Consider the following 24,176-nt stretch of genomic DNA (forward strand, 5'->3'; position numbering starts at 1 on the left):
CGCGAATGCGACAGGAGGGACAAAAAGCGGCGGTGACGTCGCTGACGGTCCTGCTGCCGTCGATCGAGCAATTCGATCCGCACGCGTGGATGACGATGCCGCTGAGATACGGCGCGGCGGATCGCAACGGCGGCATCGAGACCGGCGAGGCGCCGCTCGAACACTTGCCGCGCGCGGCGAAGCTCGTGCTGGTGCTGTCGGCACGGGACACGCTGTTGCTGGAGGTCAGTCTGCCGCCGGTCGATGGCGTGAAGCTGCGGCGTCTGCTGCCGCATGCGGTCGAAGAATTTCTGATCGACGATCCGCAGCGCGGCCATATCGCGGTCGGGCCGGCTTCCGCTCAGGAAGGGCGCCGAGCGGTGGCCGTGATCGACCGTGCCCGCTTCGCCGCATTGCTCGACTGGTTCGCCGAAGCGGGCTATCGACGCGTGCGCGCGGTGCCGTTGATTCTGTGCGTGCCGCTGGACGATGAGGCGGGCGATAAGGCGAGCGCAGCCGATGATCGAACCGAGCCCGCGCTGAAGACCGACGAACCCAACGCGAATACGCCGCTTGCCGAAGAGACCGCTGTGACGGTCGAGGACACGTCGTTACCCGCAGCGGCCCAGCCACGCATCACCAGCGTGCTGGTTCTGCCACATCGCGGGCTCGACAATGCGAAGGCGAGCGTCGGCCTCCGCTTCGATGAACACGCAACAGCAGAACCGGACCCAACCTACGAACTCGCGGTGCGCCAGCACGCGACCGGCTTCGCGATCGTGACGCCACGCCGGCTGGTCGAAGCGACGCTGGCCGAACTGGCGCGGCGTGAGCCGCTGCGTATCAGCGTGCTCGCGCAGCCGGCGCGCGATGCCGTACCGGCCGGCGCACGGCCGATGAGCTGGACGGAGCTGGCCGCGCACGCGAATGCCTGCCCGCTCGATCTTTGCCAGTTCGAATTCGCGAATCGCAGCCGCGCGCAGTCGGGCGCCGGCGGTCTGCGGGCATGGCGATGGGCGATCGGGCTCGCCGCCGCAGCGGTGGCGGTATCGATCGGCGTGGTGAACGTGCAGTGGTTCCAGTTGCGTCATCGCGAGGCTGCGCTGAACGCGCAGTGGGAGGGCATCGTCAAGGCGGCGTTGCCCGGCACGGCGGTGATCCTGGACCCGCGCAGCCAGATGCAGTCGGGCCTCGCGCGGCTGCGCGGCGCCGCGGGCGAACTGCGGCCGGACGACTACCTGGTGCTCGCGGCGGGGCTGTCGCGCGCGCTGGCGCCGGTGCCGTCCGATGCGATCGCCGTGCTCGACTACAGCGACGGCGCGCTGGACGTCAGCTTCAAGCCCGGCACGACGATGGATGGCGGCGCGCTGCGGCATCGGTTGCAGGCGCTGGGCCTGACCGTACACGAGGACAACGGCAAATGGACTATCGGCTCGGCACCGCCCGGCTCGCATTGAAGACATGGTTCGACGAGCGCGCGCCGCGCGAGCGCTGGCTGCTCGCCGGCGGTGGCGGCGTGATGTTTGCGGCGCTCGTCTATAGCGTGCTGTGGGCGCCGGCATTCGACGGACGCGAGCGGATTGCCGCGCGTCTGCCCGCGCTCGAACAGGGCATCGCCGACGCGCAGTTGCAGCTGGAGGAGGCGCGCCGGCTGCGGGCGGCTGCCGCGGTGCGGGCGCCGGCGGGGACGGCGTTGCGCGAGGCGCTGGCCGCGTCGCTCGCGCAGGCCGGCATCGAGCATGCACAGCTCAGCGTGGTCGGCCGTGGGATTCAGATCGATGCGAAAGACGCGCCGTTCGGCGTATGGATGACGTGGCTCGACACGGTGCGACGCGACGACCACGTGCGGGTCGTGAACGCGCATGCGAGCGCGGCGGCGAAGCCCGGCGTGGCGACGGTGTCGGCGACGCTCGAACAGTCGCAGTAAGCGCGCAATCGCAAATTTCCCAAATAGTCGCTACAACGTCCTTCCCCGACCCCCTCGCAACCTCCCGAACGTCATTGGTATGACGGTAGTCACCCAGCCGTCATATTCGCTTCTTAAGATGCTTTGTCTCTTTTACGGGAGTTCTCGCGGGTGCGGTTGCCAAGATTGCTCCTCACCCCTGGTCATTCGTTCATGCCACGTTCACGGGCCGCGGAGGGTGTATTGGCGCTGGTCCTGTGCGTTGCACTTGGCGGCTTGTCCGTCAGGGCCGTGCGGGCGCAGCAAACGGACGATGGCGCTCTTCAGCAGGAACTCCGGCTTCACTTCGATTTGCCCGCGGAATCGCTCGAACTCGCGCTGCAGGCGTTCGGGCGTATCTCGGAGCTGGCGGTGGTGGCACCCGCGCCGTTGCTGGCCGGGCGCACCAGCTCGGCGGTGAGTGGGGATTATTCGCCGCGCGAGGCGCTCGATCTGGTGATGGAAGGGACGGGGTTGCAAGCGGAATTCATGGGCACGGACGAGGCCATCATCGTGGCCCGGCCAGAGGCGGTGGCACCGGCACCGCCCGCGGCGGCGTCCGCGGCGCAAGCCGCGTGGCCTATCGACGGAATCGGTGACGATGCGGGCAGCCTCGCTTATGCCGGCATGCTGCAGGCGCGCCTGACGCAGTCGCTGTGCGAGCAGCCTTTAACAGTGCCGGGCGGCTATCGTCTGGCCGCGCAAATACGAATTGATGACAAGGGGACTGTGGTGGCGGCCAGCATGGTGGCTTCAAGCGGCATGGCATCGCGCGACGCGATGATCATGCGCGCGCTGCGTTCGTTGAAGCTCGACGCGCCGCCCGGTGATCTGCCCGAGCCCGTGACGATTCTGTTGCGTCCCACGGGCAATGGCGTACATATCCAGTGCCCCCAACCTGGCGGGCAGGGCTAGCCGTGTCGGAAATCAACCGGACGCACCTGAGGGAAATTCTCGTCTCGCGCTACACCTATCTGGTGAGGCGGCTCGAGCGGGTTGTCGGTTCGAAGGACGGCGCGAGCGACGCACTGCACGAAACGTGGATGCGGATCGGCAACGCGAATGTCTCGACGCCGATTGCGAATGCCGATGCCTATATACTTCGCATGGCCAACAACGTGGCGATCGATCAGCATCGGCATGATCGGCGGCACGCGCATGACGATGATCTCGACATGCTGCTCGAAGTACCCGACGAACTTTCTGATCCGGAGCGTGTCGTAGCCGCACGTCGGAAGATCGATGCGCTGAAGGAAGTTTTGCGCGGTTTGCCAGCACGCCGCCGGGACATTCTGATTGCCGCGCGCGTCGACGGTCTTCTCAACCGGGAAATCGCCGAGCGGTTCGGAATTTCACTGCGTCTGGTGGAAAGCGAACTGAGTGCGGCGCTTAAATATTGCCTTCAGCGGATGCAGGAAGAGGGCGATGGTTACGCTGATTCGCGAAACGGGCCACGAAAATTTTGAGTATCGCAACAATGACGAAAGCAGATCTCGAGTCTGCAAAACTCGCGCGGGAGGAGGCATGCGCGTGGTTATTGCACCTGCGCTCCGACCATCCGGATGGGTCGGACGCCGCGGCGTTTCGTCAGTGGTCCGATGATCACCCGGGCGCGGCGGATCTGCTGCGCGACACGTGGGGCAGCTTGCGTGTCGCTGCCGCGGAAGTCGCGCAGGAAGAGCAGGCCAAAGCCCGCGCTTCGGCTGCGAAGCGCAATTCATCACGGAATTTGCGCACCGGCCGCCGCGCGTTCGTCGGCTTCGCACTGGCCGCCGGAGTCTCGTGGCTCGCGGTCAGCCCGCCGCTCGGACTGTGGCCGTCAATTGCCGATCTCGCTTCCGACTATCGCACCGGCACGGGCGAGCAGCGTCGCGTCGTGCTGTCGGAGCGTATCGCGGTCGAGATGAACACGCAGACCAGCCTCGAACTGATGAAGCAGCAGGACGGCGTGCATGGCGTCAAGCTGCTCGCCGGCGAGGCCGAATTCGATGCGATGGCACCGGACGCCGCTCGCTCGCGGCCGCTGATGCCGGTCGCCGTGGTGGCCGGCAACGGCCGCATCGGCGCCGATGTCGGGCGCTTCAATGTGCGGCGCACCGCGACCTCGGTATGCGTGACCTGTCTCGCCGGCGCGCTCACGCTCGATCATCCGCAGGGAAAGCTCACGCTGCAAGCGGGCGATCAGGTGACCTACGACGATCGCCGTGTACGCCCGGTCTCCCGCATCGATACCGACAACGTCACCGCGTGGCGCCGCGGTCTGCTCGTGTTCAACAACGTGCCGCTTGTCGAAGTGGTCGACGAGATCAACCGCTATCGGCCCGGCAAGATCATCATCAGAAACGCCGCGCTCGGTGCTAATCGGGTCCAGGCGCAGTTCCCCATCACACGGCTCGACGATGCCGTCAACATGCTCTGCCGTCTGTACGACGGACACATCACACGGCTGCCAGGGCGCATCGAACTGATGACCTGACGGCTTCATCATCCGCTTCCGTATTTGCGGGTTAGCGCCGCTCGCTACGACCTTATAGTTGAACACCCGGACAACGCCTCGGAGGCTATGGCGCGGGTCGGCAACCCTATCGTGCGGCGGGCAGCGAACATGATCTGGAAAGCAGTCCCGGAGAGCCTTTTCCATCCGGCGAATATCTCACCTGGCGTCGTCGACGCGGCCGTTCGATGGGTGATCTGGCTGCGCTCCGACGCCGCCGACGAGCGGGACATCGCGGCCTTCACGCACTGGTGCGCGCGCAGCGGCGAGCATGAGCGCGCGGCGCTCGAAGTGATTCATTTCTGGTCGCTGCTGGCGATGGCGATTCATCCCGATTGCGACGATCCGCTTGCATCGTGACTGCCCGTTCCGCTCGTGTGATGCCTTTCGCATCAAGACGACGGGAAAAAAGAAACGAGAAAAAAATCCTGCGGGTTAGCCCTATCCGTTTCGACCTTGTTTATGTGGGCGTTGTGATTGCGATGACGCTCACGATGCAGCCGGATCCCGGCGCGTCGCATCCCATGCTTCGTCGAGCGGATCACCGCCTTTCACGTAGGGCTCCAGCAGGAACGGGAACCGTTCCGCGAAGGTCCCGGATTTTTGCAAGGTCACGAGATGGCTGATCATCCACTGCAGAAGATCGGTGCCCCGGCGGATCTGCGCCGTGTCCCAGCGGGGCATGTCGCCGAACAGGCTGGCGAACGCTTGCCAGCGCGACGGGCGACCGTTGTCCGCGGGATGCAGATAGGTGTTGATGCCGACGTCTTCGCTTGGCGTCATCTCGCCGACGAACAGACCATCGGGCGTGGGCACGGCGACCTGCTTCCACTTCTGCATGCGCGCGAGCGGGCGGATCGCCCGGGCCAGCACGAACGCGGTGGCGGCTTCGGGTTCGATCTGTTCGATCGACATCACGCCGTTGCGCTGCATGCAGCGCGCGACCGCATGCGGCCGGATCACGGTCGTCGCGAAGCAGTCGAGCCGCAGATCATGCACCGTCAGTTGCATCTGGAATTCGCGCAGCCCATGCACCGGACTCATGGTCGCGAACGTCATCAGCAATCCTTCCCTGGGACCGAAGCGGCCGATATACGGCTCCAGTCCCATACGCGCGAGCCGCGGCGCCACCTGGCGTTCGAGCAGACGCATCAGACTGCGCCGGCTGTGAGGCTCGGGAAGGGTCCGCAGACACTGGACGATCACGTCGCGCAGCGCGGCACGGCGCTCCTCCTCGAACATGCGCGGAGACCGGTTCAGATCAAAGGTGGCGCGGCCATGGGCCACACGGGGATCGACATACATGAGGGAAGCTCGCGGCGGCGTGATGAACAGGCGCTCGCGATGAGTTGGGCGAAAAGCCGACGGCACTGATATTCGGACGATGGAATCCGTCCGTCAAGAGTTGGAATGCTTCGTAAGGGACTTGCTGTTGTGTGCGCGCGGCAGTGTCGCCGCGCTGTGAGCCGGGAACGGATCAATAAAGAATCGATAAAGCGTCGATAGAGAGTGAGTGAACGAGGGTGTGTGCCGCTGGCAGTAGCGCGGCGGGTCGATGGGGAGATCCGTATGCGGCACACGCGGATGCGAGCAAACAATAACGGAGTGATCACGTGATACGTACGGTCATGGAGCGTTTCGTGGAGCAGAGTCCCGCGGCGGTGATGGCGAGACTGGTGATGCAGTGCGCGTTGCACGCCGAATGGGTCGACGATGCGCTTCGCGGCGACAGCGATCCGGATGGAGAAGAGACGCGTGAGCTGCTCTGTTCGCAGATCGTCGCGGCCATGGACCTACTCGCTCAGCGCCAGCGTCCGCGCGCGCCGCAATGGTCGTCGCCTTATGCGCTATCGCAACTCGGGCCGGCGGTCGCGAAGCTGCATGACAGCATGAGCCGGCTGCGTCCGGATTGGGGACGCGCGCTGCTCAAGGACGGCGTCGGGTTGCTGCTCGGCGGCGGTTCGCGCTTCGGCCGCAGGGGGCAGACATCGGTCGGTGGCTATCAATTGAGAGTGCTGGATGGCGAGCGCGCATCGTTGAAATGCACGCCGGGTCCGCACGGATGCGTTCACGAAATCGCGACGGACGAGCCGGCCGCCGGCTCGTTCGCGAGGTTGAGAGCGTTGCCGGTTTATGCGCCGGAGTCGGGCATGATCGTCGATCTGGTGCCGTATGAACGCGGGCAGATTCACGAGCGCGCATTCATTGGATCGCTGCTCGAATCGGTCGGCGACAACGAGCTATGGATCGTGCGCGGACGTTTCGGCGCGGACGCGCTGCTTGGCGGCTGGCCGCGCGTAGGCAGCGCGTTCGTCATGCAGGATCACGGCTGCGCGCCGGCCTATCAGACGCTCGATGATCCGCAAGATATGGGTGAACTGGACGGTGGACGCGTGTATGAACAGCGGGTCGTGCTCGCCGGCAATCCGCAGAGTTCGCCGACGTTCCGCCGTATCGAATGGCGTGACGGCAAGGACGGCGAGCAGGCGGCCAGCGCGCTGGCGATGTTGACGAACGTGCCGGAATCGCGGCTCGGCGCGCATGCGATCGTCGCGTTGCTGCGCATGCAGCCGGAGCGGATCACGTCGCTGTCGATGGACGCGGTGTTCAACGGCGCGGCGCTCGCCGATGTACCGCCGCGCGCCGCGCTGCTGGCGGCGGCGATTCTGGCGATTGCGCACAACACGCTGGTCGCGATGGTGAATGCGGTCGATGGCGAGCTGGGGCTCGGTGTGCGCGATATCGAGCGCTTGTGCATCCAGATGGCGTCGGGCGTGTGCGAAACGTACAAGGGCATGATGATCGCGCTGCCGCCGGAGTGCTGGCGGCGCTACGACCAGATGATCGTGCCCGAGGTCGGCGAGATCGTGCGCTGCCTCGCCGAGCATGTCGATCCGCGTAGCCGGCGCCGGCAGAAGCGCGACCGCGCCGCGTCGAAAGCGCAGGAAGAGGGGCGCGCGCTGACGCTCGAACGTCTGCTGTACGGACACGGCGAGACGGTGCTGACAGGCTCGTTCAACATGCGCACGATCGCGATGGCGACGCGCGATTTCAGCAGCAATCCGTCGAAGGCACTACGCCACGCGAGCGAGGCGCTCGTGATGGTGACCAAATACAACCGGCCGATTGCGTTGCTCGTATCGATCGAAGACTGGAACCGGCTGATGCTCGAAGTACGTGAAAGCGGTTTTAGCCGCGGCGGTGACAGCTATATCGCGCCGACGCCGATCGTGGATCTGCGTCGCAGTGGTTCTTCGCTGAACTGAAGTCATCGTCTTCGCCATCGATGCAATAGATCGATGCAATAAGCGCCGCAACGCGGACCCGCGAGCCTGATTCCTCTCAACACGGATCAGGCTCGCTTTTTTTGAGGGCGTTAACCCGCGAGTCGGTGAACCCAGACGACCGACGTCCATGCGAAGTTGCCGGAGCTATGAAGCCCGATCAGCGTATCGACCCGCATTCTGAGCCTCGGTGATCGAACATGGCAGTGCACGAGGAAATAGCCGCTCGTGACGCCGACGATCGCGCCCTCCGGCAGCGTGGCATTCGTGCTGACCGGCAGCAGGATTTCAGCAATATCGGCGGTACTGTTGAAATAGGCGGTGGCACGCCGCTCCACCAGCCGCTGTGCCTGCGTGTGCGACAGCGTGGGGATCGCGGCCATCAGTGCCGGCTCCGCTGCGGTGTTGGCATTGACGGTCGTCTGGTCCGGCAGGATCGTCGCATAGGGCGCGAGCGTCTCGACCGTATGCGCGTCGTAGCCGGGAATGCGCGCGAGGTCGGCGAGCGTCACCGGCTGCAGCGGCCAGTTGCCGCCACGGGTGGGCCGCAATGAGTCCACCAGATAGTCGGCGGTTTGCTGCGCGAGTGCCGGTGACAGTCCCAGTCCGGACAGCAGACGCCGATACGCAAGCACGCCTGGACCATAGGCCGCGTACGGTTGTCCCGGCGACACGCGCGCGACGATGTTCATCACGTTGAACTTCGCCTGCGCGTCTTCGACCTGCCCGGAAATCCATGCGCGCGCAAGCTCGCCGTTGACGGCCGCGGCATCGCGCGGCAACAGATCAACGAGCTGAACCTCGCTGACAGGCGACGACCACGCCTGCCCGACATAAGTGACGTTCGATGACCTCGCATCTTCCCGTACCGTGGCGCGAGCCCACTCGACTGCCGCGCGTTCGACCCACAGCCCCTGAGTGGCGAGCCGCTGATTTTCCACGTCGTGCGTGGCCACGTGTTGCCGCCATAACACGCTCGCCGCGAGCGCCGCGGCGAGCGCGACGACCAGCAGAACAGTCACGATCGCAATGCCACGCTGGCGATGCGAGCGGGCGCGAAGAACGCCGACATTGCGACACATGAGCCTGTGCATGAGAGGGTCAGCCTGAACGTGAATGAATGAGCGCTGCACTGCGAATATTGGCACACGTCGATGACTTTCTGCATGCGTATCGACGACTCATCCACGCAATGTCATAAAAAATGACCTGTTCAAATATAACGATAGGCCACATCAATAGACCTACACATTACAGACCAGATCTCAGCCAACTATGCGCGCTGGTTGATATCACCGAATCCGTCATTGAGGGCCGCGAGGGCATGGGCCGCAATCTCATCGGCATGCCGGCTGCCACGGCATGCAGTGCGATGTCGACGCGTCTTTGTCCGCGCGATGCATAAAAAAGTCTGCGGCTCTCGATACGAGGTTACGTCTAGTAAGTAAAGGCATCGGCTGCATCGTCGGCCGGTGCGTGCGTCCTGACGCGATGCGATCGCGTGAAGTCGCGCTGGACAACGGAGTAGTTAGCAGATGCACATGCAGGTGCAAACCGCAGATACACACGCAGGCGCAAACGGGTACATGAACGTGGAACAGCGTGCCAATGATCCGGCAGTCAATCCGACGATTGCCGAAACGGAAGCGAGTCACGGGGATAACGACTCGCCGCTCATCAATCTGCGCGATACGGGCCGCTTTCTGGCGGTGCTCGAATCGCTGCAATGCTCGCTTGCGATAAGCCGCCGGCCATCCGGTGTCGCGATACTCGGCGTCGACAACGGTGTGCCGACATTGTCGGCCTGTCTGCTGCCGCGCTCGATGGGCATGGCGGTGTCCGGCAATCGGCTGGCGGTGGCGACGACCCACGAATTGCTGGTGTTTTCGAACGTATCGAACCTCGCACCGCTTTATCCGGTGCGGCCCGATTACTACGACGCGATATTCGTGCCGCGTCAGTCGTATTACACGGGCGATCTCGATCTGCATGACATGGCGTTCGAAAAGCAGGTGGTGCTCGCGGTCAACACGCGTTACTCGTGCATCAGCGTCATCGACGGGTACTTCAATTTCACGCCGATCTGGCAACCGCCGTTTATTAGCGGATTTGGCCCCGACGATCGCTGCCATCTGAACGGTATGGCATTTCACGACGGCAAGGTGCGCTATGCGACCGCACTCGGCCATAGCGACAAACCGTTTGGCTGGCGCAGCGGCATGGCCGATGGCGGGATCCTCATGGAAGTGCCGTCGGGCCGCATCGTGGCCGCGGGTCTGTCGATGCCGCATTCGCCGAGGCTGATCGATAACCAGTTGTACGTGCTCGAAGGCGGTCGCGGGCAGGTGCTGCAGCTCGATTCGCAGTCCGGCGCGAAGCGGGTCGTCGCGACGCTGCCCGGTTTCACGCACGGGCTGGCGGAGTACGGCGGCGTGCTGTTCGTGGGGCTGTCGAGGCTGCGGGACAAGCGCGGTCCTCAAGGCTTGCCGATCGAAGGAGCGGCAGAGCGGCTGGTCGCCGGTGTCGCGGCAATCGATCGCCGTAGCGGCGAAGTACTGGGCATCCTGCAGTTCTATAACGGCGTCGACGAAGTATTCGATGTGCAGGTGATGCCGGGCATCCGCCGCGCGGAGATTCTGAGCCCTCAGCAGTGGAGAGAGACGCCATCGATCACGACGATGAAAGGCGGTTTCTGGCAGTCCCGTCCGCGCGAGGAAGACGAAAACGCGCAGCGGGCGCAGTAAGAATCATCGGTACAAAAAAATTCTGCGGGTTGCGCGAAGTGCCCTCGTCCTTGATATAGAAGCCGGGAAATCTATCGGGCATCAAGGTGAGAGCGGCGCGAATGTGAATGGATTCTGGACCCAATACGGAGAATCGTTCGCAGCACTGCATTCAGGAATCGGACCGGCACGTGAGCGATGAATTTCACGCTGCCGGTGGTTCCCGAATGACGCGTCGAGTTGATATGACTCACGTTGGGCGGGGCTTGTCTTCGTCGTTGAGTTAGCTCTACTACGATGCCGTCAAATATCTGAAACAGGCTTCTGTTAGCTGCGCGCAAGTGCATCGCGCAGAAGTACTGGCGATTTGAAACACAAGGGGAAGGGCGCATGCCGCCGAATGTAGACGGGGATCAGTACGGACCGGGGCGAATCCGGCTAAGGTGTCTTGCGGGACTCATGGTGGCGGGCGTGGCGAGTTTCTCGGTGCCGGTTCGTGCTCAGGTAGCGGCTGGCGCCGCGCCGGCCGAGCGCACAGCAGGCGCGGCAGCGGGCATGCCGAGAACATTCGATCTCAATGAATTCATCGTGCGGGGCAATACGGTTCTTCCGGGTGTCGATATCGAGAAGGCCGTTTATCCGTTCGAAGGTCCGGGCAAAACGCTCGATGATGTCAATGCCGCGCGCGATGCATTACAGAAGGTTTATCAGGACCGCGGTTATCAATCGGTCGTCGTCGAATTGCCGCAGCAACAAGTAAAGAACGGCGTGATCCTGCTGCAGGTCGTCGAGGCGAAGGTGGGGCGGCTGCGCGTCGATGGCGCGAAATACAGCTCGCTGCAGAACATCCGCGACGGTGTTCCCGCGCTGGCGGAAGGCACGGTGCCCGACTTTACCGAGGCACAGCAGCAACTGACCGATCTGAACCGTTCCGCCGATCGCCAGGTGATTCCAGTGCTGAAGCCGGGCGTGCAGCCGCAAACGGTCGATGTCGATCTGAAGGTCGACGATCATAGCCCGCTGCACGGCACGTTGGACGTGAACAACGACAACAGCCCGGGCACGACTCCATTGCGCACCAGCGCGACACTCAGCTATTCGAACCTGTGGCAGCTCGGACACGTGATTTCAGGCACGTATCTGATTGCGCCGCAGCATCCGGACGATGCGCGCGTCTATTCGTTTTCCTATCTCGCGCCGCTGAAGGACTCTCACTGGAGCCTGCTCGCTTCGGTCTTGCATTCGGACAGCAACGTCGCATCGGTCGGCGGAACCAACGTACTGGGCAAGGGCACGTCGTTCGGGCTGACCGCGATCTACGCGCTGCCGTCGACGGATACCTACGCGCAGTCGGCCAGCGTCGAGATCGATCGCAAGCATTTCGACGAGAACGTCAGTATCGCGGGGCAGCAGTCCACCGCGCCGCTCACCTATGTGCCGGTCACGTTCTCGTATAACGGCCAGCTCAATCTGAAGAGTTCGCAGACGGCATTCTCGGCGTCGCTGACGACCAACATCCGCGGCATCGGCAGCGATGCGGATGCATGGGACACCAAGCGCTTCAACGCAACGCCGGATTTCGTCTACGGCAAGTTCGACGTCAATCACACGCAGAACCTCGCCAACGATATCAACGCGAACGCGCACATCACCGCGCAGCTTGCCAATTCGCCATTGGTGTCGAGCGAGCAGTTCGCCGCGGGCGGCATGAATAGCGTGCGCGGCTATATGCAGGCCGAGGACACCGCCGACAGCGGCGTGATCGGCTCGCTCGAATTGCGCAGCCCGTCGATCGCGAAGTACCTGAACGGCCGCGTGAACGAATGGCGTTTCCACGTGTTCGTCGACGCCGCGCATTTGTGGCTGCTGAGTCCGCTGCCGGAACAGACGTCCACGTTCAACCTGCTGAGCGTCGGCTTTGGCACGCGTATGCAACTGCTCAAGTATGCAAGCGCGGACTTCGAGGCGGGATGGCCATTGAAGCCGGGCGTCTACACGAAACAGTACAGCCCACGTTTCGACTTCTATGTGCGATTGAGCTTTTGACGGATTTTTTTCATCGTGCTGTGCCGACGCGTTGCGTACCGGGACAGTTCATTCGGGGAGTGGATTGTGAAGCGAGTCTTGTTCTTAATGATGGCGGTACTGATGGGAGTACTGCCCGGTGTCGCGAATGCCTGGTGGCAGAACGACTGGTCGTATCGCAAGGCGATCACGATCGATGCGAGCCCGAAAGGCGCGAATCTGACGGAATCGGCGGGACGTGTGCCGCTTTTGATCCGTCTGCATTCGGGCAACTTCCAGTTCGACGGACTGGCCGACGGCGGCAGCGACATCCGCTTCGTGGACAGCGATGACAAGACGCCGCTGAACTACCACATCGAGCAGTACGATCCGATGCTCGGCGTCGCGCTGATCTGGGTCGATATCCCGAAGATGCCGGCCGGCAGCGCGCAGCAGATCTGGATGTACTACGGCAACAAGAAAGCACCCGACGGCGGCAAGCCGGCTGAGACCTTCGACGCCGACTACGCGCTCGTCTATCACTTCAGCGGCACGTCGGGCACGCCGCCGAAAGATGCGACCGCCTATGCGAACAATGCGCAAAACGCACCGTTCAAAACGGTCGAGGACGGCATCATCGGCCGTGCCGCGCAATTCGACGGCAGCCAGCCGCTGATGTTGCCGGCGAGCCCGTCGCTGAATGTCGCGGCCGGCGGCAGCTTCTCGTTCAGCGCGTGGGTCAAGCCGTCGGCACTCGCGGCCAACCAGTTGCTGTATAGCCGCCGCGATGGTGCAAACGCATTGCTGATCGGCCTTGATAACGGTGTGCCGTTTGCCGAGATCGACAACGGCGGCGCGCCGGTTCGCACGCCGGCCTCGCCGGCGGTTGCCGCGAACCAGTGGACCCAGATCGGCGTCACGGCCGACGGCAAGAACGTCACGCTGTTCGTGAACGGCAAACAGGTTGCACAAGTCGCGGCCACATTGCCGGCGCTGACGACGGCAGCGGCGATCGCCGGTGACGTCACGGGAGCGCCCGCCGGCTTTGCCGGCTTCGCCGGCACGCTCGACGAACTGCGTCTGTCGAAGATCGCGCGCTCGCCGGCGACCTTCGCGATCGACACGCTCGCGCAGGGCTCCGAATCGAAACTCGTCGCGTACGGCGCCGACGAAAAGCAGTCCGGCTTCGGCTTTGGCTACTTCGGCGTGATCGTGCATTCGGTGACGATCGACGCATGGGTGGTGATCGGCATCCTGCTCGTGATGGCGTTCATTTCGTGGGTCGTGATGTGGAGCAAGGCCCGTTACGTCGGCACCGTCGACAAGGCCAATGCCTATTTCGTCGAACGCTTCCGCCGCGTGGCCGGCCGTCATCTGGTCGGTCTCGCGCATGTCGCCGAGTCGAGCGACGAAGGCCGGCGTCTGCATCAATCGTCGCTTTATCGCCTGTATAAGTCCGGTGTCGATGAGATTCACAACCGCGTCAACGAAAACGGCCGCACGGTGATCACGAGCGAATCGATCGAAGCGATCCGCGCGTCGATGGATGCGACGCTGGTACGCGAAAACCAGCGTCTTTCGAAGTCGATGGTGCTGCTGACGATCGCGATTTCGGGTGGTCCGTTCCTCGGCCTGCTCGGTACGGTGGTCGGCGTGATGATCACGTTCGCCGCGATCGCGGCAGCCGGCGACGTGAACGTGAACGCGATCGCACCGGGTATCGCGGCCGCGTTGCTCGCGACCGTCACCGGTCTGTTCGTCGCGATTCCGGCGCTGTTTGGCTACAACTATCTGCTAATCCGCAACAAGAACGTGACCGCGAACATGCAGGTGTTCGTCGACGAATTCGTCACGCGTCTCGCGGAAGCGCATCGCAGCCCCGACCACGCGCTCGCCGCGGACTGATTAGAGACGGAGGAACGTGCGATGCAGGTTCAGGATGACGACAAGCCCTACGACGACATCAACATCACGCCGATGCTCGACCTGGCGTATGTGCTGCTGATCATTTTCATCATCATGACGACCGCGTCGGTTCAGGGCATCAAAGTGGACCTGCCGAAGGCGAGTTCGTCGGCGAGTCTGGCCAAGCCCAAGACGAAGGCGATCACGGTGGCGGATTCGGGGCAGATCTATCTGGATGCCTATCCGGTTTCGATGGAAGAACTGGAGAGCCGTCTGCGCACTGAAAAAGCCAGTAATCCCGACTTCCCGATCGTGCTGAAGGGCGACTCGACCGTTGCCTATCAGCGGGTCATGGACGTACTCGATCTGTTGCGCCGCCTCGACCTGTCGCAGGTTGGACTCGTCACGGGCAAGGCGAAGCAGGGCAGCTAGGGACGCGCAATGGAAACGACCTATACCGGTGGTTCGCCGGACAAAGGCCCGGGCCGCTTCGTGAAGCCTGTGGTCATCGCGCTGGTGCTCGCGGGCCTCGCGTGGCTGATCTGGCATTTCGCGAGCGACACCGCGGGCGTCAAGCGCGTGTCGGCGCCGCAGGTGACGACGGTGATCCCGCTGCCGCCACCACCGCCGCCGCCGCAACAGAAGCCGCCGCCCGAGAAGATCAAGGAAGAGGTGAAGACGCCGGTGGACCGGCCGACGCCGACACCCAAGCCTGCTGAAGCGCCGAAGCCTACGGACAACGAGCCGAAGCAGATGACGATGAACGCGCCGGCGCAGGCGGGCACCGACAGCTTCAACATCGGCGCGGGCGATGGCTCGGGCATGGTCGGCAGCGGCGGTGGCGGACGTTTCGGCAACGCCAGCTACTCGCAATACATGGTGTACGTGCTGCAGCACGCGATCGAACAGGACAAGGGCGTGCAGGACGCGGGCGGCGCGCGCTTCGCCGGCAACCTGAATCTGTGGATGGATGGCGCCGGGCACATCACCAAGGTGACGGTCGCGCAGTCGACCGGCGATCCGAAGATCGATGCGGCGGTGGTGGCCGCGGTGGAGTCGCTGGGCAAGGTGGACGAACCGCCGCCGCCCGGCACCGCGTATCCGGTCCTCGTGAAGTTGCTGGGCCACAAGCCGGTCTAGTCGGAAACAGAAAACAGTACGGAACACGGGGCGGGCGCGCCGGGCAAACGGCGGCAGCCAGCAAACAGCAGATATGCGGAGATCGTTGATGGTGCAGAAAATGAGAATTCGGGGTGAGGGTTGCAGCGCTGGGGCACTGTCGTTGCGGCGCTCGCGCATGAGCGCGGCGCTGTTCGCGCTGGGGATCACCTGTTCGGCGTTCGCGCACGCGCAGTCGCTGGAGACGCAGGCCGCCGATGCGTCGGCCAACGCCGCATCGACGCCGACCGGCAGCACGGTGATCAACCTGATCAATCTGCTGGTCAAGCGTGGCGTGCTGACGAAGGAGAACGCCACCGAGCTGATCGCGCAGGCGCAGAGCGAGGCGGCCCAGGCGAGGACCAGCCGAGTGGCGACAGCGGGCGTGGCGGGGGCGGCAGGGGCAGCAGGAGCCGCGGTCGTGAACGCGCCGACGCAGCCAGGCGACGTCGCGGTGCCGTACGTGCCGCAGGTCGTGCGCGACCAGATCCGCGACCAGGTCAAGCAGGAAGTGGTCGCGCAGGCGAAAGCCGAGAACTGGGCGCAGCCGAATACGTTTCCGGACTGGGTGTCGCGCATTCACCTGAACGGCGATCTGCGCGTGCGCGACCAGTACGACTTCTTCTCGTCACGCAACGCGACCGGACTGACGAACTTCGCCGCGGCCAATGCCGGCGGTGGCATCGACGTCAACCAGAACACCAATACGCGTCCATATCCGGTGCTGAACACTACGCAGGATCGCGACAACCAGCTCAGCGTGCGCGCGCGTCTGGGCGTCACGGCCGATATCTCCAGCCAGCTGATCGCGGGCCTGCAGCTCGCGAGCGGCAACGACAACGGGCCGGTGTCGACGACCAGCCTGCTGGGCGGCGGCTTCGCGAAGAACAACATCTGGCTGAATCAGGCGTTCCTGAAATACGCGCCGTTGCCGTGGGTCAATATCACGGCGGGCCGCTTCGACAATCCGTTCTTCTCGTCGGACCTCCTGTTCTCGAACGATCTGCAGTTCGACGGTATCGCGGCGAATTTCCGCCATCTTCTGCCGGGTCACAACGACGTGACGCTGTTCGGCACGATCGGCGCATTCCCGATCCAGTACGCGTCGGACGGCTTCCTGGGCCAGAATCCGGATAACCCCGGCGGCACCACCAAGTGGATGGTCGGCGGCCAGGTGGGCGCCGAGTGGCAGGTCAACGACCAGAACAAACTCAAGGGCGCATTCGCGTACTACGACTTCATGAACCTGCGCGGCCAGTTGTCGTCGCCGTGCGCGATGTATCTGGGCGCAACGAGCTGCAGCACGGATAGCGACGCACCGGCGTTCATGCAGAAGGGCAACACGCTGATCGCGCTGCGCAACATCGCGCAGAACCCGAATCTGGCGCCGGGACTGACGCCGGAGCAGCAGGTGTTCGGTCTCGCCTACAACTATCGTCTGTTCGACTCGAAGCTGCAGTGGGATACGAACGTCGCCGGCCGCATGAAGCTGCGTCTCGACGGCGAGTACGTGCGCAACCTCGCGTTCAACCAGAACAAGGCATTCGCGGCGGCGTCGACGCCGATCAACAACTACAACAACCCGAGCACCACGAACACGGTGACGGAAGCCAACTACAAGAGCGGCGGCGACGGTTTTATGTTCAAGGCGACGCTGGGCAGTCCGGAGACGGTCGAGCCGGGTCAGTGGAACTTCTCGGTGACCTACAAGTACCTGGAACCGGATGCAGTACTCGACGCGTTCACCGATCCGGACTTCAATCTGGGCGGCACGAACGCGAAGGGTTACATCGTCGGTGCACAGTACGCGGTGGCGAAGAATGCGTGGCTGCAGGCGCGCTATCTGAGCGCGCGCGAAGTCTACGGGCCGCCGCTGTCGATCGACGTGCTGCAGCTTGAAATGAACGCACGCTTCTAATGGGGTCGTCCATGAACCTGTCTACCGGGATGCGTTCTTCCGTTCTCATGGGCGCGCTGCTGTGTGGTCTGTTGAGTGGTCTGTTCGCGACGGGCAGCGCGTCGGCTCAAAGTCAAAGCATCGAGGACCGGTTGCGTAGCCAGTTGCGCGAGACGACGCAGCAGTTGCGTCAGCTGCAGGACGGCCAGGCGCAGATGCAAAGTGATGTGAGCACCGCACAGCAGCAGCGCGACCAGGCGCTGGCTCAGCTGAAGCAGGCGCAGGCGGATCTGGCAGCGGCCAAAGGCAAGTCCGACGGCGAGGTGGCGGCCGAGCGCGCGCTGTCTACTGAAAAGGCGAGCCATGCGCGCGACAGCCAGCAGCTGACGAAATACAAGTCGGCGTATGACGATCTGCTGACGGTGTCGCGCTCGCACGATACGCAGGCGCAGACGCAGCTGAAGACGACGCAGTCACAGTTGCAGATGTGCGAGGCGAAAAACGTGCAGCTGTATCAGGTGGGTCACGAGATCCTTGATGCGTACGAGCATGTGGGCTTCGGCACCGTGATGAGTTCACGCGAGCCGTTCGCGCAGAGCGCGCGCGTGAAATACGACGAGATCGCGCAGCGCTACGGCGATACGTTGTATGGCGGGAAGTACGACCCGAATGCGCGGCCGGTGGCGGCGTCGCCAGCTTCGGCCGCGACGGGTAAGCAGTGAAAATACAGTGAACATGCAGTGAGAGTCGAGCGGGCCATCCGCTGCCGGCGGATGGTCTGACGGACGACCTGAGAGCGTGAGGGCGGGCACGTATCCCGTCGAAATCAAGTCGAGAAAGGAAAGCTGAGATGGCGCAGAAGAGCACGGAGACCACGGGCGAGCAGCCGGTGGCGCAGGCATTGATCGAGGCGGTCGAAATCGGCCAGCTTGCCGACCTGTTGCAGTCGGCGGGTTACCGCGTGAATACGGTGGAGCAGGGCGGCACGGTGCAATTGATGAGCGCGAGCCAGGGCGTCGGCTTTGCGGTGCGCTTCGGCAATGTGGCCGCGGCCCGCTCGCAGGACCCGTCGGCCAGCGCCACGCCGGTGCGCTACATGGACTACACGCTGAGCTGCCTGTTGCAGGTGCAGGGCGAACTGCCGGTCGAGCTGGTGGCCAGCTGGAACCGCACCAAGCGGTTTGCCCGTCTCGCCAATCATGGCGCGTTCCTGTCGCTGGAGATGGACGTGATCGTCGGGGGCGGCGTGTCCGCGCGTTATCTGCGCGGCACGATCGAACTGTGGGAGCGCCTGATGCAGGAGTTTCTGCTGCATCTGCGCAACCGTCCGGCGATGTCGGCGCAAACGCCGGTGACGCAGGCGGTGGCTGAGTCGGAAGGCTCGGCAGCGGCGGCCCACGCGACGGATGAACGCGCCGACGCTGACGCCCAATGATCGACGGCCCGCGCTCAAGCGATCACGCGCGAGCAGCGGCGCAGACCCGCTTTTTTCGGGCGCTACGTCGCGCCCACGAACGGTAGTCCGGTAGGAGGAAGAATCATGAAGAAGTTCGTTATCGCCATGGCGGGCTTGCTGGCGTGCGCGCCGCTCGTCGCGTTCTCGCAGGACGACGTGATCGCGCGCGCGGGCGACGCATCGGTGACGCAGTCGGACGTAGAGACGCTGCTGAAGGGCGTCGATCCGCGTGCGCGCCAGGCGGCCGACGCCGCCGCGATGGACGGTCTGGTGCGCGCGGCGCTCGCGCAGAAGATCGTGCTCGCGCAGGCGAAGCAGAAAGGCTGGGACAAGCAGCCGCAAGTGCAGGCGCAGATCGAGCAGGCGCAGCGGGAGATCATCGAGCGCAGCTATCTGGCGTCCGTCAACACGCCGGATGCCGCTTATCCGTCGGACGCCGAGATTCAGGCCGCGTATGACGGCAATCCGCGCGCATTCACCGTGCCGGCCTCGCTGCATCTCGCGCAGATCTACCTGGAGTTGCCGCCGAACGCGGACGCCGCGACGGTCGCCAAGCTGCACAAGCAGGCCGACGATCTCGCCGTGCGTGCGCGCAAGGGCGATTTCGCCGCGCTCGCGAAGGCGAATTCGCAGGACAAGACGAGCGCGGCAAACGGCGGCGATATGGGCTTCATGCCGGAGGCGGTGCTGTTGCCCGCCGTGCGTCAGGCGGCCGCGACGCTGAAGCCGGGCGAGGTTTCAGCGCCGATCCAGACGCCGACCGGCTTTCACGTCGTGAAGCTGATCGACACGAAGGCCGCGACCGTGCGTCCGCTGCCCGAGGTCAAGGAACAGATCCGCGCGATGCTGCGTACGCAGCGCACGCAGCAAAACGCTCAGGCGTATCTGGCGAAGCTGACCGACAAGGCGCCGATCAACGAAGACGCGCTGAAAAAAGCGGTCGCGTCGACGCAATAGGGGCGCGGCATGCGGACCGATGATCCGGAGCAAAGCGTGAACGCCGCAGCGCAAGCCGCCGATAGCCGGCGCGCGCCGGCCGATCAGGCGCGGCGGGTGCCGGTGGTCGAAGCCGGCACGTGGCTCACCCTGGCGGACGACGGCTTGACGCGGTGTCCGCTGTGCTTCGGTGCGATGGAGCCGGCGCCGGGCATGGCGGGGTTCGTGCGTCACAAGAATGCGCGCCGTGCCGCGCAATGCGTGCTGACGACCTCGCACTATCAGCCCGACGATCTGGCCGTGCGGCGCGTCGCCAATCCGGCGCTATCGGCGCTCAATCGCCGCCGCTTCGTCGAGTGCTGGGAATTTCATTACGCGCTCGTCAGGCAGATGTGGCCGGGTATCACGATCCAGCGCTTCATCAACATGCTGGCGCTCGCGGACGTGCTGGGTCTGTGGTCCTACGCCGGCCTGCGCGACGACGATCTCGCGGCGGTGTTGCTGGTGCTTACGGGCTTTATCAAGGTTCGGCCGGGCGATGGGCTGCCCATTGCATTGCCTGTTGCGCCGTCCACGAAACCTGGCGCCGAAGCGGCTGCCGTCACGGAACGCCCGCGCGGTACGACGACGAACTGGGTCAGGTTCTGGTTCGATTCGAGCGTGCATGACGTGGGCGATCTGTGGATGCCGCGCGACAGACCCGCGGAGCTGTTCCGTGTCGATTACCGCGAGGCGGACGCGACGCCGTTTCCGACCGGCAATGAGGTGCTGCGCTGCGAGCGTGTCGCGGGTGTGCGCGAAGCATGGGCAGCGCGGGGCGAAGGGTCGGCGCAGACTATCGATGCGGCGGAGCGGCATGCCTTTCTATCGTTTGCATCCCGCACGCACGCGCTGGGTGGCGCGGATTCGTCGGTAGCGTCGAAGCGCCAGGGATCGAAAGGAGGAGGCTGACGATGAGATTGCGTTCAATACGGTGGTGTGTCGTCGTTGCGGGCCTGTGCGTGGCTAGTGTGAGTCACGCGCAGGACGCCCGATCGAAAGCGGATACGACGGGCCAGCCCGCGTCGGCGAGCAAACCGGTGTGCGTCGACGCGGAGGTCAACGGGCAGCGGGCGCTGTCGTATGACTGTCTGTCGACGCAGTTGCAGCCCAAGCCGGTGGCGACGGTCGCTGCGTCGCAGACCGCGGCGGAGGCGTTGGCGACGCAGCCGTCGAACAAGGTCGGCACGTTCAATCTGTCGACCGAACAGAATCGCTTCGGCTCCAACTGGGGCAAATCCGTGACACCGCAGCGGCCCGCGCCGCCCGCGCCACCGCCGCCATCAGCGCCGCCGAAATGAAGCGGATCCCGGCAGCGGGCGGAAAGGTGCATCGACAGACGCGAGCGCTAGCAACGCGACGAGCCACGGGCATGACCCACGCGTGATTCTGACCAATCGGCACGTGGTCGGCGATTCGACCACGGTCGATGTGAAGCTCACGGACAAGCGCGAGTTCAAAGGCCGCGTGATCGGCCGCGATCCGATGTCGGATGTGGCGGTCTTGAAGATCGATGCGCACGATCTGCCGGCGGTGGTCACCGGCGATCCGGCGCGTACCGAGGTCGGCGACTGGGTGATGGCGATCGGTTCGCCGTATGGGTTCGCCAATACGGTCACGCAGGGCATCGTCAGCGCGAAATCGCGCTCGCTGCCGGGCGAGAGCTATATCCCGTTCCTGCAAACCGATGTGCCGATCAATCCGGGTAATTCGGGCGGCCCGCTGTTCGATCTGCATGGTCGCGTGATTGCGATCAACTCGATGATCTATTCGAAGACCGGTGGCTACCAGGGGCTGTCGTTCGCCATCCCTATCGATATCGCGCTCGACGTCAAGGACCAACTGCTCAAGTCCGGGCACGTGACGCGCGGGCGGCTCGGTGTCGCGGCGCAGGAAGTCAGCCAGTCGCTGGCGCGGTCTTTCGGTCTGCCGAAGCCTGACGGCGCGTTGATCAGCGCGGTCGAAAGCGGCGGTCCGGCCGAGCGCGCGGGCATCCATCCGGGCGATGTCGTGCTCGCGGTGAACGGCGTCGCGCTCGACGACTCCGCCGACCTGTTGACGCTCGCCGCGAAGCTGAAGCCCGGATCGACCGCCGATCTCACGGTATGGCGCTCCGGCGCGGCCGTTCATGTCGACGTGACGATCGGCGCGCTGACCGTTGCGTCGAACGACGCGGCGAGCACGGGCCAGCGATATCCCGGCATTGTCGCGCGTGAGCTGACGCCCGCCGAGCTGCAGAGCGCCCACGTGGACCACGGGCTGCTGGTCGAGCAGGTGAGCGGGGCGGCGTCGAGCACGGGGCTGAAGGCGGGCGACATCGTGCTCGCGGTCAACCGCGCGACGGTCGCCACGCTCGCGGAGTTCGCCGCGCAACTCAGACAGGCGGGACCGGATGCGGCGTTGCTGGTTCAGCGTGGCGACGCGCGCCAGTACGTGCCGATGCATGGAGACTGATTGCTCCGATATGCGGATTTCCGATTGGGTTGAAAGTGGCGGCGGCGCGAGCGGCGTGGGCGTTGCGCGCTGGCGTGCGGGCGCGGGCGTGAGTCAGGTCGTGAAGCAGGTCGCAAATCAGGTGACGAAGTGGTCGAGGCCGGTCGGCTGGATGCTGCTCGCGATCTTTTACGTTGCGTTGTGCGTGAACTACGAAGCGGTCTGCACATGGTGCGGACGACTTGAACTGGCTGCGCTGACGAGCGCGAGATCGTGGCGGATACGGTGACGGCAATGATGACGAACCTCGGATACTGGCGCCGTCTCGGCGCGGCGGTGATCGCGATGCTGAGCGGCTTGCCCGCGGTCCAGTCCTACGCGGCGACGACCGACGCGCCGGCGGCGTGGGTGGCCTACGCGCAACTGGTCGGGCAGACGTTCCAGACATGGATCGAATCGGACGACGCCGATGCCGGCCGTTTCCAGCAATACCTCGATGCGCGGATGGCCGCCGCGCACGCGGATAGTTCGCCGGTCTCGACGATCCTGATCCAGACATGGATCGGCCCGGATGGCCGGGTGACCGACGTGCGTTTCGATTCGCTCGGCAATGCCGACGCGGACAGCGCGCTGCGCACGTTACTGACCGCGCATCCGATCTCGAACCCGCCGCCGCGCGACATGCGCCAGCCATTGCGGGTTCGTCTAAGTATCCGGCCGAATCCCGACGCACCGAATTCATAGCGCAGTGGTGCGAATTCGCCGCTGTTCTCCGGGATAAGCCGGATGCATTTCATCTGACTTTTCTGCTGTAATTCCTACCGAAACGAACGGATGTGCGTTAATTCGTTTGCCGTTTTGCAACGCTTATTGCTTTGCGTGAAGCCCGGCAATAAGATTTTGACCCGATTAAAAGCAAACGTTTGGCTTATTGAGGTTGGTAGTTTTAATTGTATTTATCAAACCGCAAACGTTTGCCTTGCTATATTTGACATTCAATCGCTTAACTCCCACTCTCGACTGACGGATAATGCACCCTAATTGTTCGGGGCCGCGCATTAAATTCCGCTGCTACAATGTGCGCCGCTCAACCAGAGCACTGAGACTATCTCCAGACTACACGCCGTTATCGAAATGGCGAGGATTTTTAGCTCATCCGATTGAAAATCGGACGCCAGCACCGCACTAAAGCGCTTTTCTAAAGGGTGAATGGGCGAACGCACCAGGTGCGTGACGCTTAACGATTTGCGAATATTACGGCAGACATATGGCTGTAATGGAGCCAACGGGGTTTTTATTCGGTAGGTAAAAATTACGGCGGATTGTCCGGCGGGTGCGCGGTGCAATCTGCAAACAGACAGTATGGCCAGTACGGCGGGGACCACGCATGAGCAGTGCATCAGATATTTCTAATCTTTTTCAAATGTTGGGCGCAAGCCCGTCGCATTATCAAGAAGTAGAAAAAACGGAGCAGATGCACGGTTCGCGCGGACGTTGGTCCATGCCGACCATGCCGTCGCCGGCGGATATCGTCCGCGACGGTGACGCGGCCAGCGATGCTGAAGACCTTGCTGCCGTTGTTCCCGCCGATACCGCTGAAATGGCTTCGGACGAACCGCCGCATCCGGCTGTATCAGCCGAGGAGGCAGCGGAAGGGGCAGCGGAGGCGGCGAATGAGGTATCAGCCGAGCCCGCTGCCGAGTCCATCTCTCCCGCGCAATCGCAAGCCGCCGCCGAACAGCCGGTCCCGCAATCCGCTCCCGAACCTGTGATCGCTGCCGAACAGCCGGGCTCGCTGAGCGCGATGTTTGCGCGCCTGCGGGAACAGAGTCGCGCTCAGGAAGACGTCGCGCAACGCCAGACGTCATGAGCTTCGCCACAGTCGTTTCCGTCAATGACGGCCCGCTTAAAACCACGATAGCC

General features: G+C 63.9%; 24 protein-coding genes. 22 read left to right on the forward strand and 2 right to left on the reverse strand.

Features of this window, described 5'->3' with window-relative positions; all coding sequences use genetic code 11:
- Positions 1-5 precede the first annotated feature (5 nt).
- From gspL to L0U82_RS23140, 6 genes are all read left to right on the forward strand, one after another.
- On the forward strand, positions 6-1,436 hold the full coding sequence (gene gspL, locus L0U82_RS23115; RefSeq protein WP_233834853.1) for a type II secretion system protein GspL: 1,431 nt from the start codon (positions 6-8) through the stop codon (positions 1,434-1,436).
- Positions 1,400-1,906: a type II secretion system protein GspM gene (gene gspM / locus L0U82_RS23120; protein ID WP_233834855.1), complete on the forward strand. Its 507-nt coding sequence runs from the start codon at positions 1,400-1,402 to the stop codon at positions 1,904-1,906. Before gspL ends, gspM begins: the two co-directional genes overlap by 37 nt.
- Before the next feature lie 222 nt (positions 1,907-2,128).
- The gene (locus tag L0U82_RS23125; protein ID WP_326489756.1) at positions 2,129-2,839 is read left to right on the forward strand and encodes a secretin and TonB N-terminal domain-containing protein; all 711 of its coding nucleotides are present in this window, start codon (positions 2,129-2,131) and stop codon (positions 2,837-2,839) included.
- 2 nt (positions 2,840-2,841) lie between these two features.
- Positions 2,842-3,390 (forward strand): RNA polymerase sigma factor, encoded by a 549-nt coding sequence (locus L0U82_RS23130; RefSeq protein ID WP_233834859.1) that lies wholly within the window; start codon positions 2,842-2,844, stop codon positions 3,388-3,390.
- Positions 3,391-3,401: 11 nt separating this feature from the next.
- On the forward strand, positions 3,402-4,400 hold the full coding sequence (locus L0U82_RS23135; protein WP_233834860.1) for a FecR family protein: 999 nt from the start codon (positions 3,402-3,404) through the stop codon (positions 4,398-4,400).
- Positions 4,401-4,529: 129 nt separating this feature from the next.
- Positions 4,530-4,778 carry a FecR/PupR family sigma factor regulator gene (locus L0U82_RS23140; RefSeq protein ID WP_233834862.1) on the forward strand — a complete coding sequence of 83 codons (249 nt, stop codon included), beginning with the start codon at positions 4,530-4,532 and terminating at the stop codon, positions 4,776-4,778.
- Positions 4,779-4,907: 129 nt separating this feature from the next.
- Here the strand turns inward: L0U82_RS23140 and L0U82_RS23145 are convergent, their stop codons facing one another.
- On the reverse strand, positions 4,908-5,723 hold the full coding sequence (locus L0U82_RS23145) for a hypothetical protein (protein WP_233834864.1): 816 nt from the start codon (positions 5,721-5,723) through the stop codon (positions 4,908-4,910).
- 335 nt (positions 5,724-6,058) lie between these two features.
- Here L0U82_RS23145 and L0U82_RS23150 point away from each other — a divergent pair, with 335 nt between their 5' ends.
- Positions 6,059-7,684 carry a type II toxin-antitoxin system Phd/YefM family antitoxin gene (locus L0U82_RS23150; protein ID WP_233834866.1) on the forward strand — a complete coding sequence of 542 codons (1,626 nt, stop codon included), beginning with the start codon at positions 6,059-6,061 and terminating at the stop codon, positions 7,682-7,684.
- A 110-nt stretch (positions 7,685-7,794) separates the two neighbouring features.
- Here L0U82_RS23150 and gspK read toward each other — a convergent pair whose 3' ends face one another.
- The gene (gene gspK / locus L0U82_RS23155) at positions 7,795-8,796 is read right to left on the reverse strand and encodes a type II secretion system minor pseudopilin GspK (RefSeq protein ID WP_326489757.1); all 1,002 of its coding nucleotides are present in this window, start codon (positions 8,794-8,796) and stop codon (positions 7,795-7,797) included.
- A gap of 492 nt (positions 8,797-9,288) precedes the next feature.
- Here gspK and L0U82_RS23160 point away from each other — a divergent pair, with 492 nt between their 5' ends.
- The 15 genes from L0U82_RS23160 (at position 9,289) to bcsR (ending at position 24,123) form a co-directional block, all read left to right on the forward strand.
- Positions 9,289-10,446 (forward strand): TIGR03032 family protein, encoded by a 1,158-nt coding sequence (locus L0U82_RS23160; protein ID WP_233834870.1) that lies wholly within the window; start codon positions 9,289-9,291, stop codon positions 10,444-10,446.
- 369 nt (positions 10,447-10,815) lie between these two features.
- Positions 10,816-12,471, forward strand: a complete 1,656-nt coding sequence (locus L0U82_RS23165) for a ShlB/FhaC/HecB family hemolysin secretion/activation protein (protein ID WP_442793654.1) — start codon at positions 10,816-10,818, stop codon at positions 12,469-12,471.
- Between the two features lie 102 nt (positions 12,472-12,573).
- Positions 12,574-14,334, forward strand: coding sequence for a DUF2341 domain-containing protein (locus L0U82_RS23170; protein WP_233834872.1), 1,761 nt, complete (start codon positions 12,574-12,576; stop codon positions 14,332-14,334).
- Positions 14,335-14,355: 21 nt separating this feature from the next.
- Positions 14,356-14,766, forward strand: a complete 411-nt coding sequence (locus L0U82_RS23175; RefSeq protein WP_233834874.1) for an ExbD/TolR family protein — start codon at positions 14,356-14,358, stop codon at positions 14,764-14,766.
- 9 nt (positions 14,767-14,775) lie between these two features.
- Complete coding sequence (locus L0U82_RS23180; protein ID WP_233834875.1) at positions 14,776-15,474, forward strand: energy transducer TonB family protein; 699 nt, start codon at positions 14,776-14,778, stop codon at positions 15,472-15,474.
- 88 nt (positions 15,475-15,562) lie between these two features.
- The gene (locus L0U82_RS23185; RefSeq protein WP_442793655.1) at positions 15,563-17,410 is read left to right on the forward strand and encodes a putative porin; all 1,848 of its coding nucleotides are present in this window, start codon (positions 15,563-15,565) and stop codon (positions 17,408-17,410) included.
- Positions 17,411-17,421: 11 nt separating this feature from the next.
- A complete protein-coding gene (locus L0U82_RS23190; protein WP_233834879.1) occupies positions 17,422-18,111 on the forward strand; it encodes a hypothetical protein in 690 nt (229 codons plus the stop codon).
- A 128-nt stretch (positions 18,112-18,239) separates the two neighbouring features.
- On the forward strand, positions 18,240-18,824 hold the full coding sequence (locus L0U82_RS23195; RefSeq protein ID WP_233834881.1) for a YbjN domain-containing protein: 585 nt from the start codon (positions 18,240-18,242) through the stop codon (positions 18,822-18,824).
- 105 nt (positions 18,825-18,929) lie between these two features.
- Entirely contained in the window at positions 18,930-19,802 is an 873-nt protein-coding gene (locus L0U82_RS23200) for a peptidylprolyl isomerase (RefSeq protein ID WP_233834883.1), read from the forward strand.
- A gap of 36 nt (positions 19,803-19,838) precedes the next feature.
- The gene (locus L0U82_RS23205) at positions 19,839-20,732 is read left to right on the forward strand and encodes a hypothetical protein (protein ID WP_233834885.1); all 894 of its coding nucleotides are present in this window, start codon (positions 19,839-19,841) and stop codon (positions 20,730-20,732) included.
- A gap of 2 nt (positions 20,733-20,734) precedes the next feature.
- Positions 20,735-21,121, forward strand: a complete 387-nt coding sequence (locus tag L0U82_RS23210; protein WP_233834887.1) for a hypothetical protein — start codon at positions 20,735-20,737, stop codon at positions 21,119-21,121.
- Between the two features lie 82 nt (positions 21,122-21,203).
- Positions 21,204-22,274 (forward strand): trypsin-like peptidase domain-containing protein, encoded by a 1,071-nt coding sequence (locus L0U82_RS23215; RefSeq protein WP_326489758.1) that lies wholly within the window; start codon positions 21,204-21,206, stop codon positions 22,272-22,274.
- 10 nt (positions 22,275-22,284) lie between these two features.
- On the forward strand, positions 22,285-22,542 hold the full coding sequence (locus L0U82_RS23220) for a hypothetical protein (protein WP_233834889.1): 258 nt from the start codon (positions 22,285-22,287) through the stop codon (positions 22,540-22,542).
- Between the two features lie 5 nt (positions 22,543-22,547).
- Positions 22,548-22,997: a YbaB/EbfC family DNA-binding protein gene (locus L0U82_RS23225; RefSeq protein ID WP_233834891.1), complete on the forward strand. Its 450-nt coding sequence runs from the start codon at positions 22,548-22,550 to the stop codon at positions 22,995-22,997.
- A gap of 643 nt (positions 22,998-23,640) precedes the next feature.
- Entirely contained in the window at positions 23,641-24,123 is a 483-nt protein-coding gene (bcsR, locus tag L0U82_RS23230; RefSeq protein ID WP_233834893.1) for a BcsR/BcsP family cellulose biosynthesis protein, read from the forward strand.
- Positions 24,124-24,176: the final 53 nt, after the last annotated feature.

The organism is Paraburkholderia sp. ZP32-5 (assembly GCF_021390495.1).
Classification (GTDB): Bacteria; Pseudomonadota; Gammaproteobacteria; order Burkholderiales; family Burkholderiaceae; genus Paraburkholderia.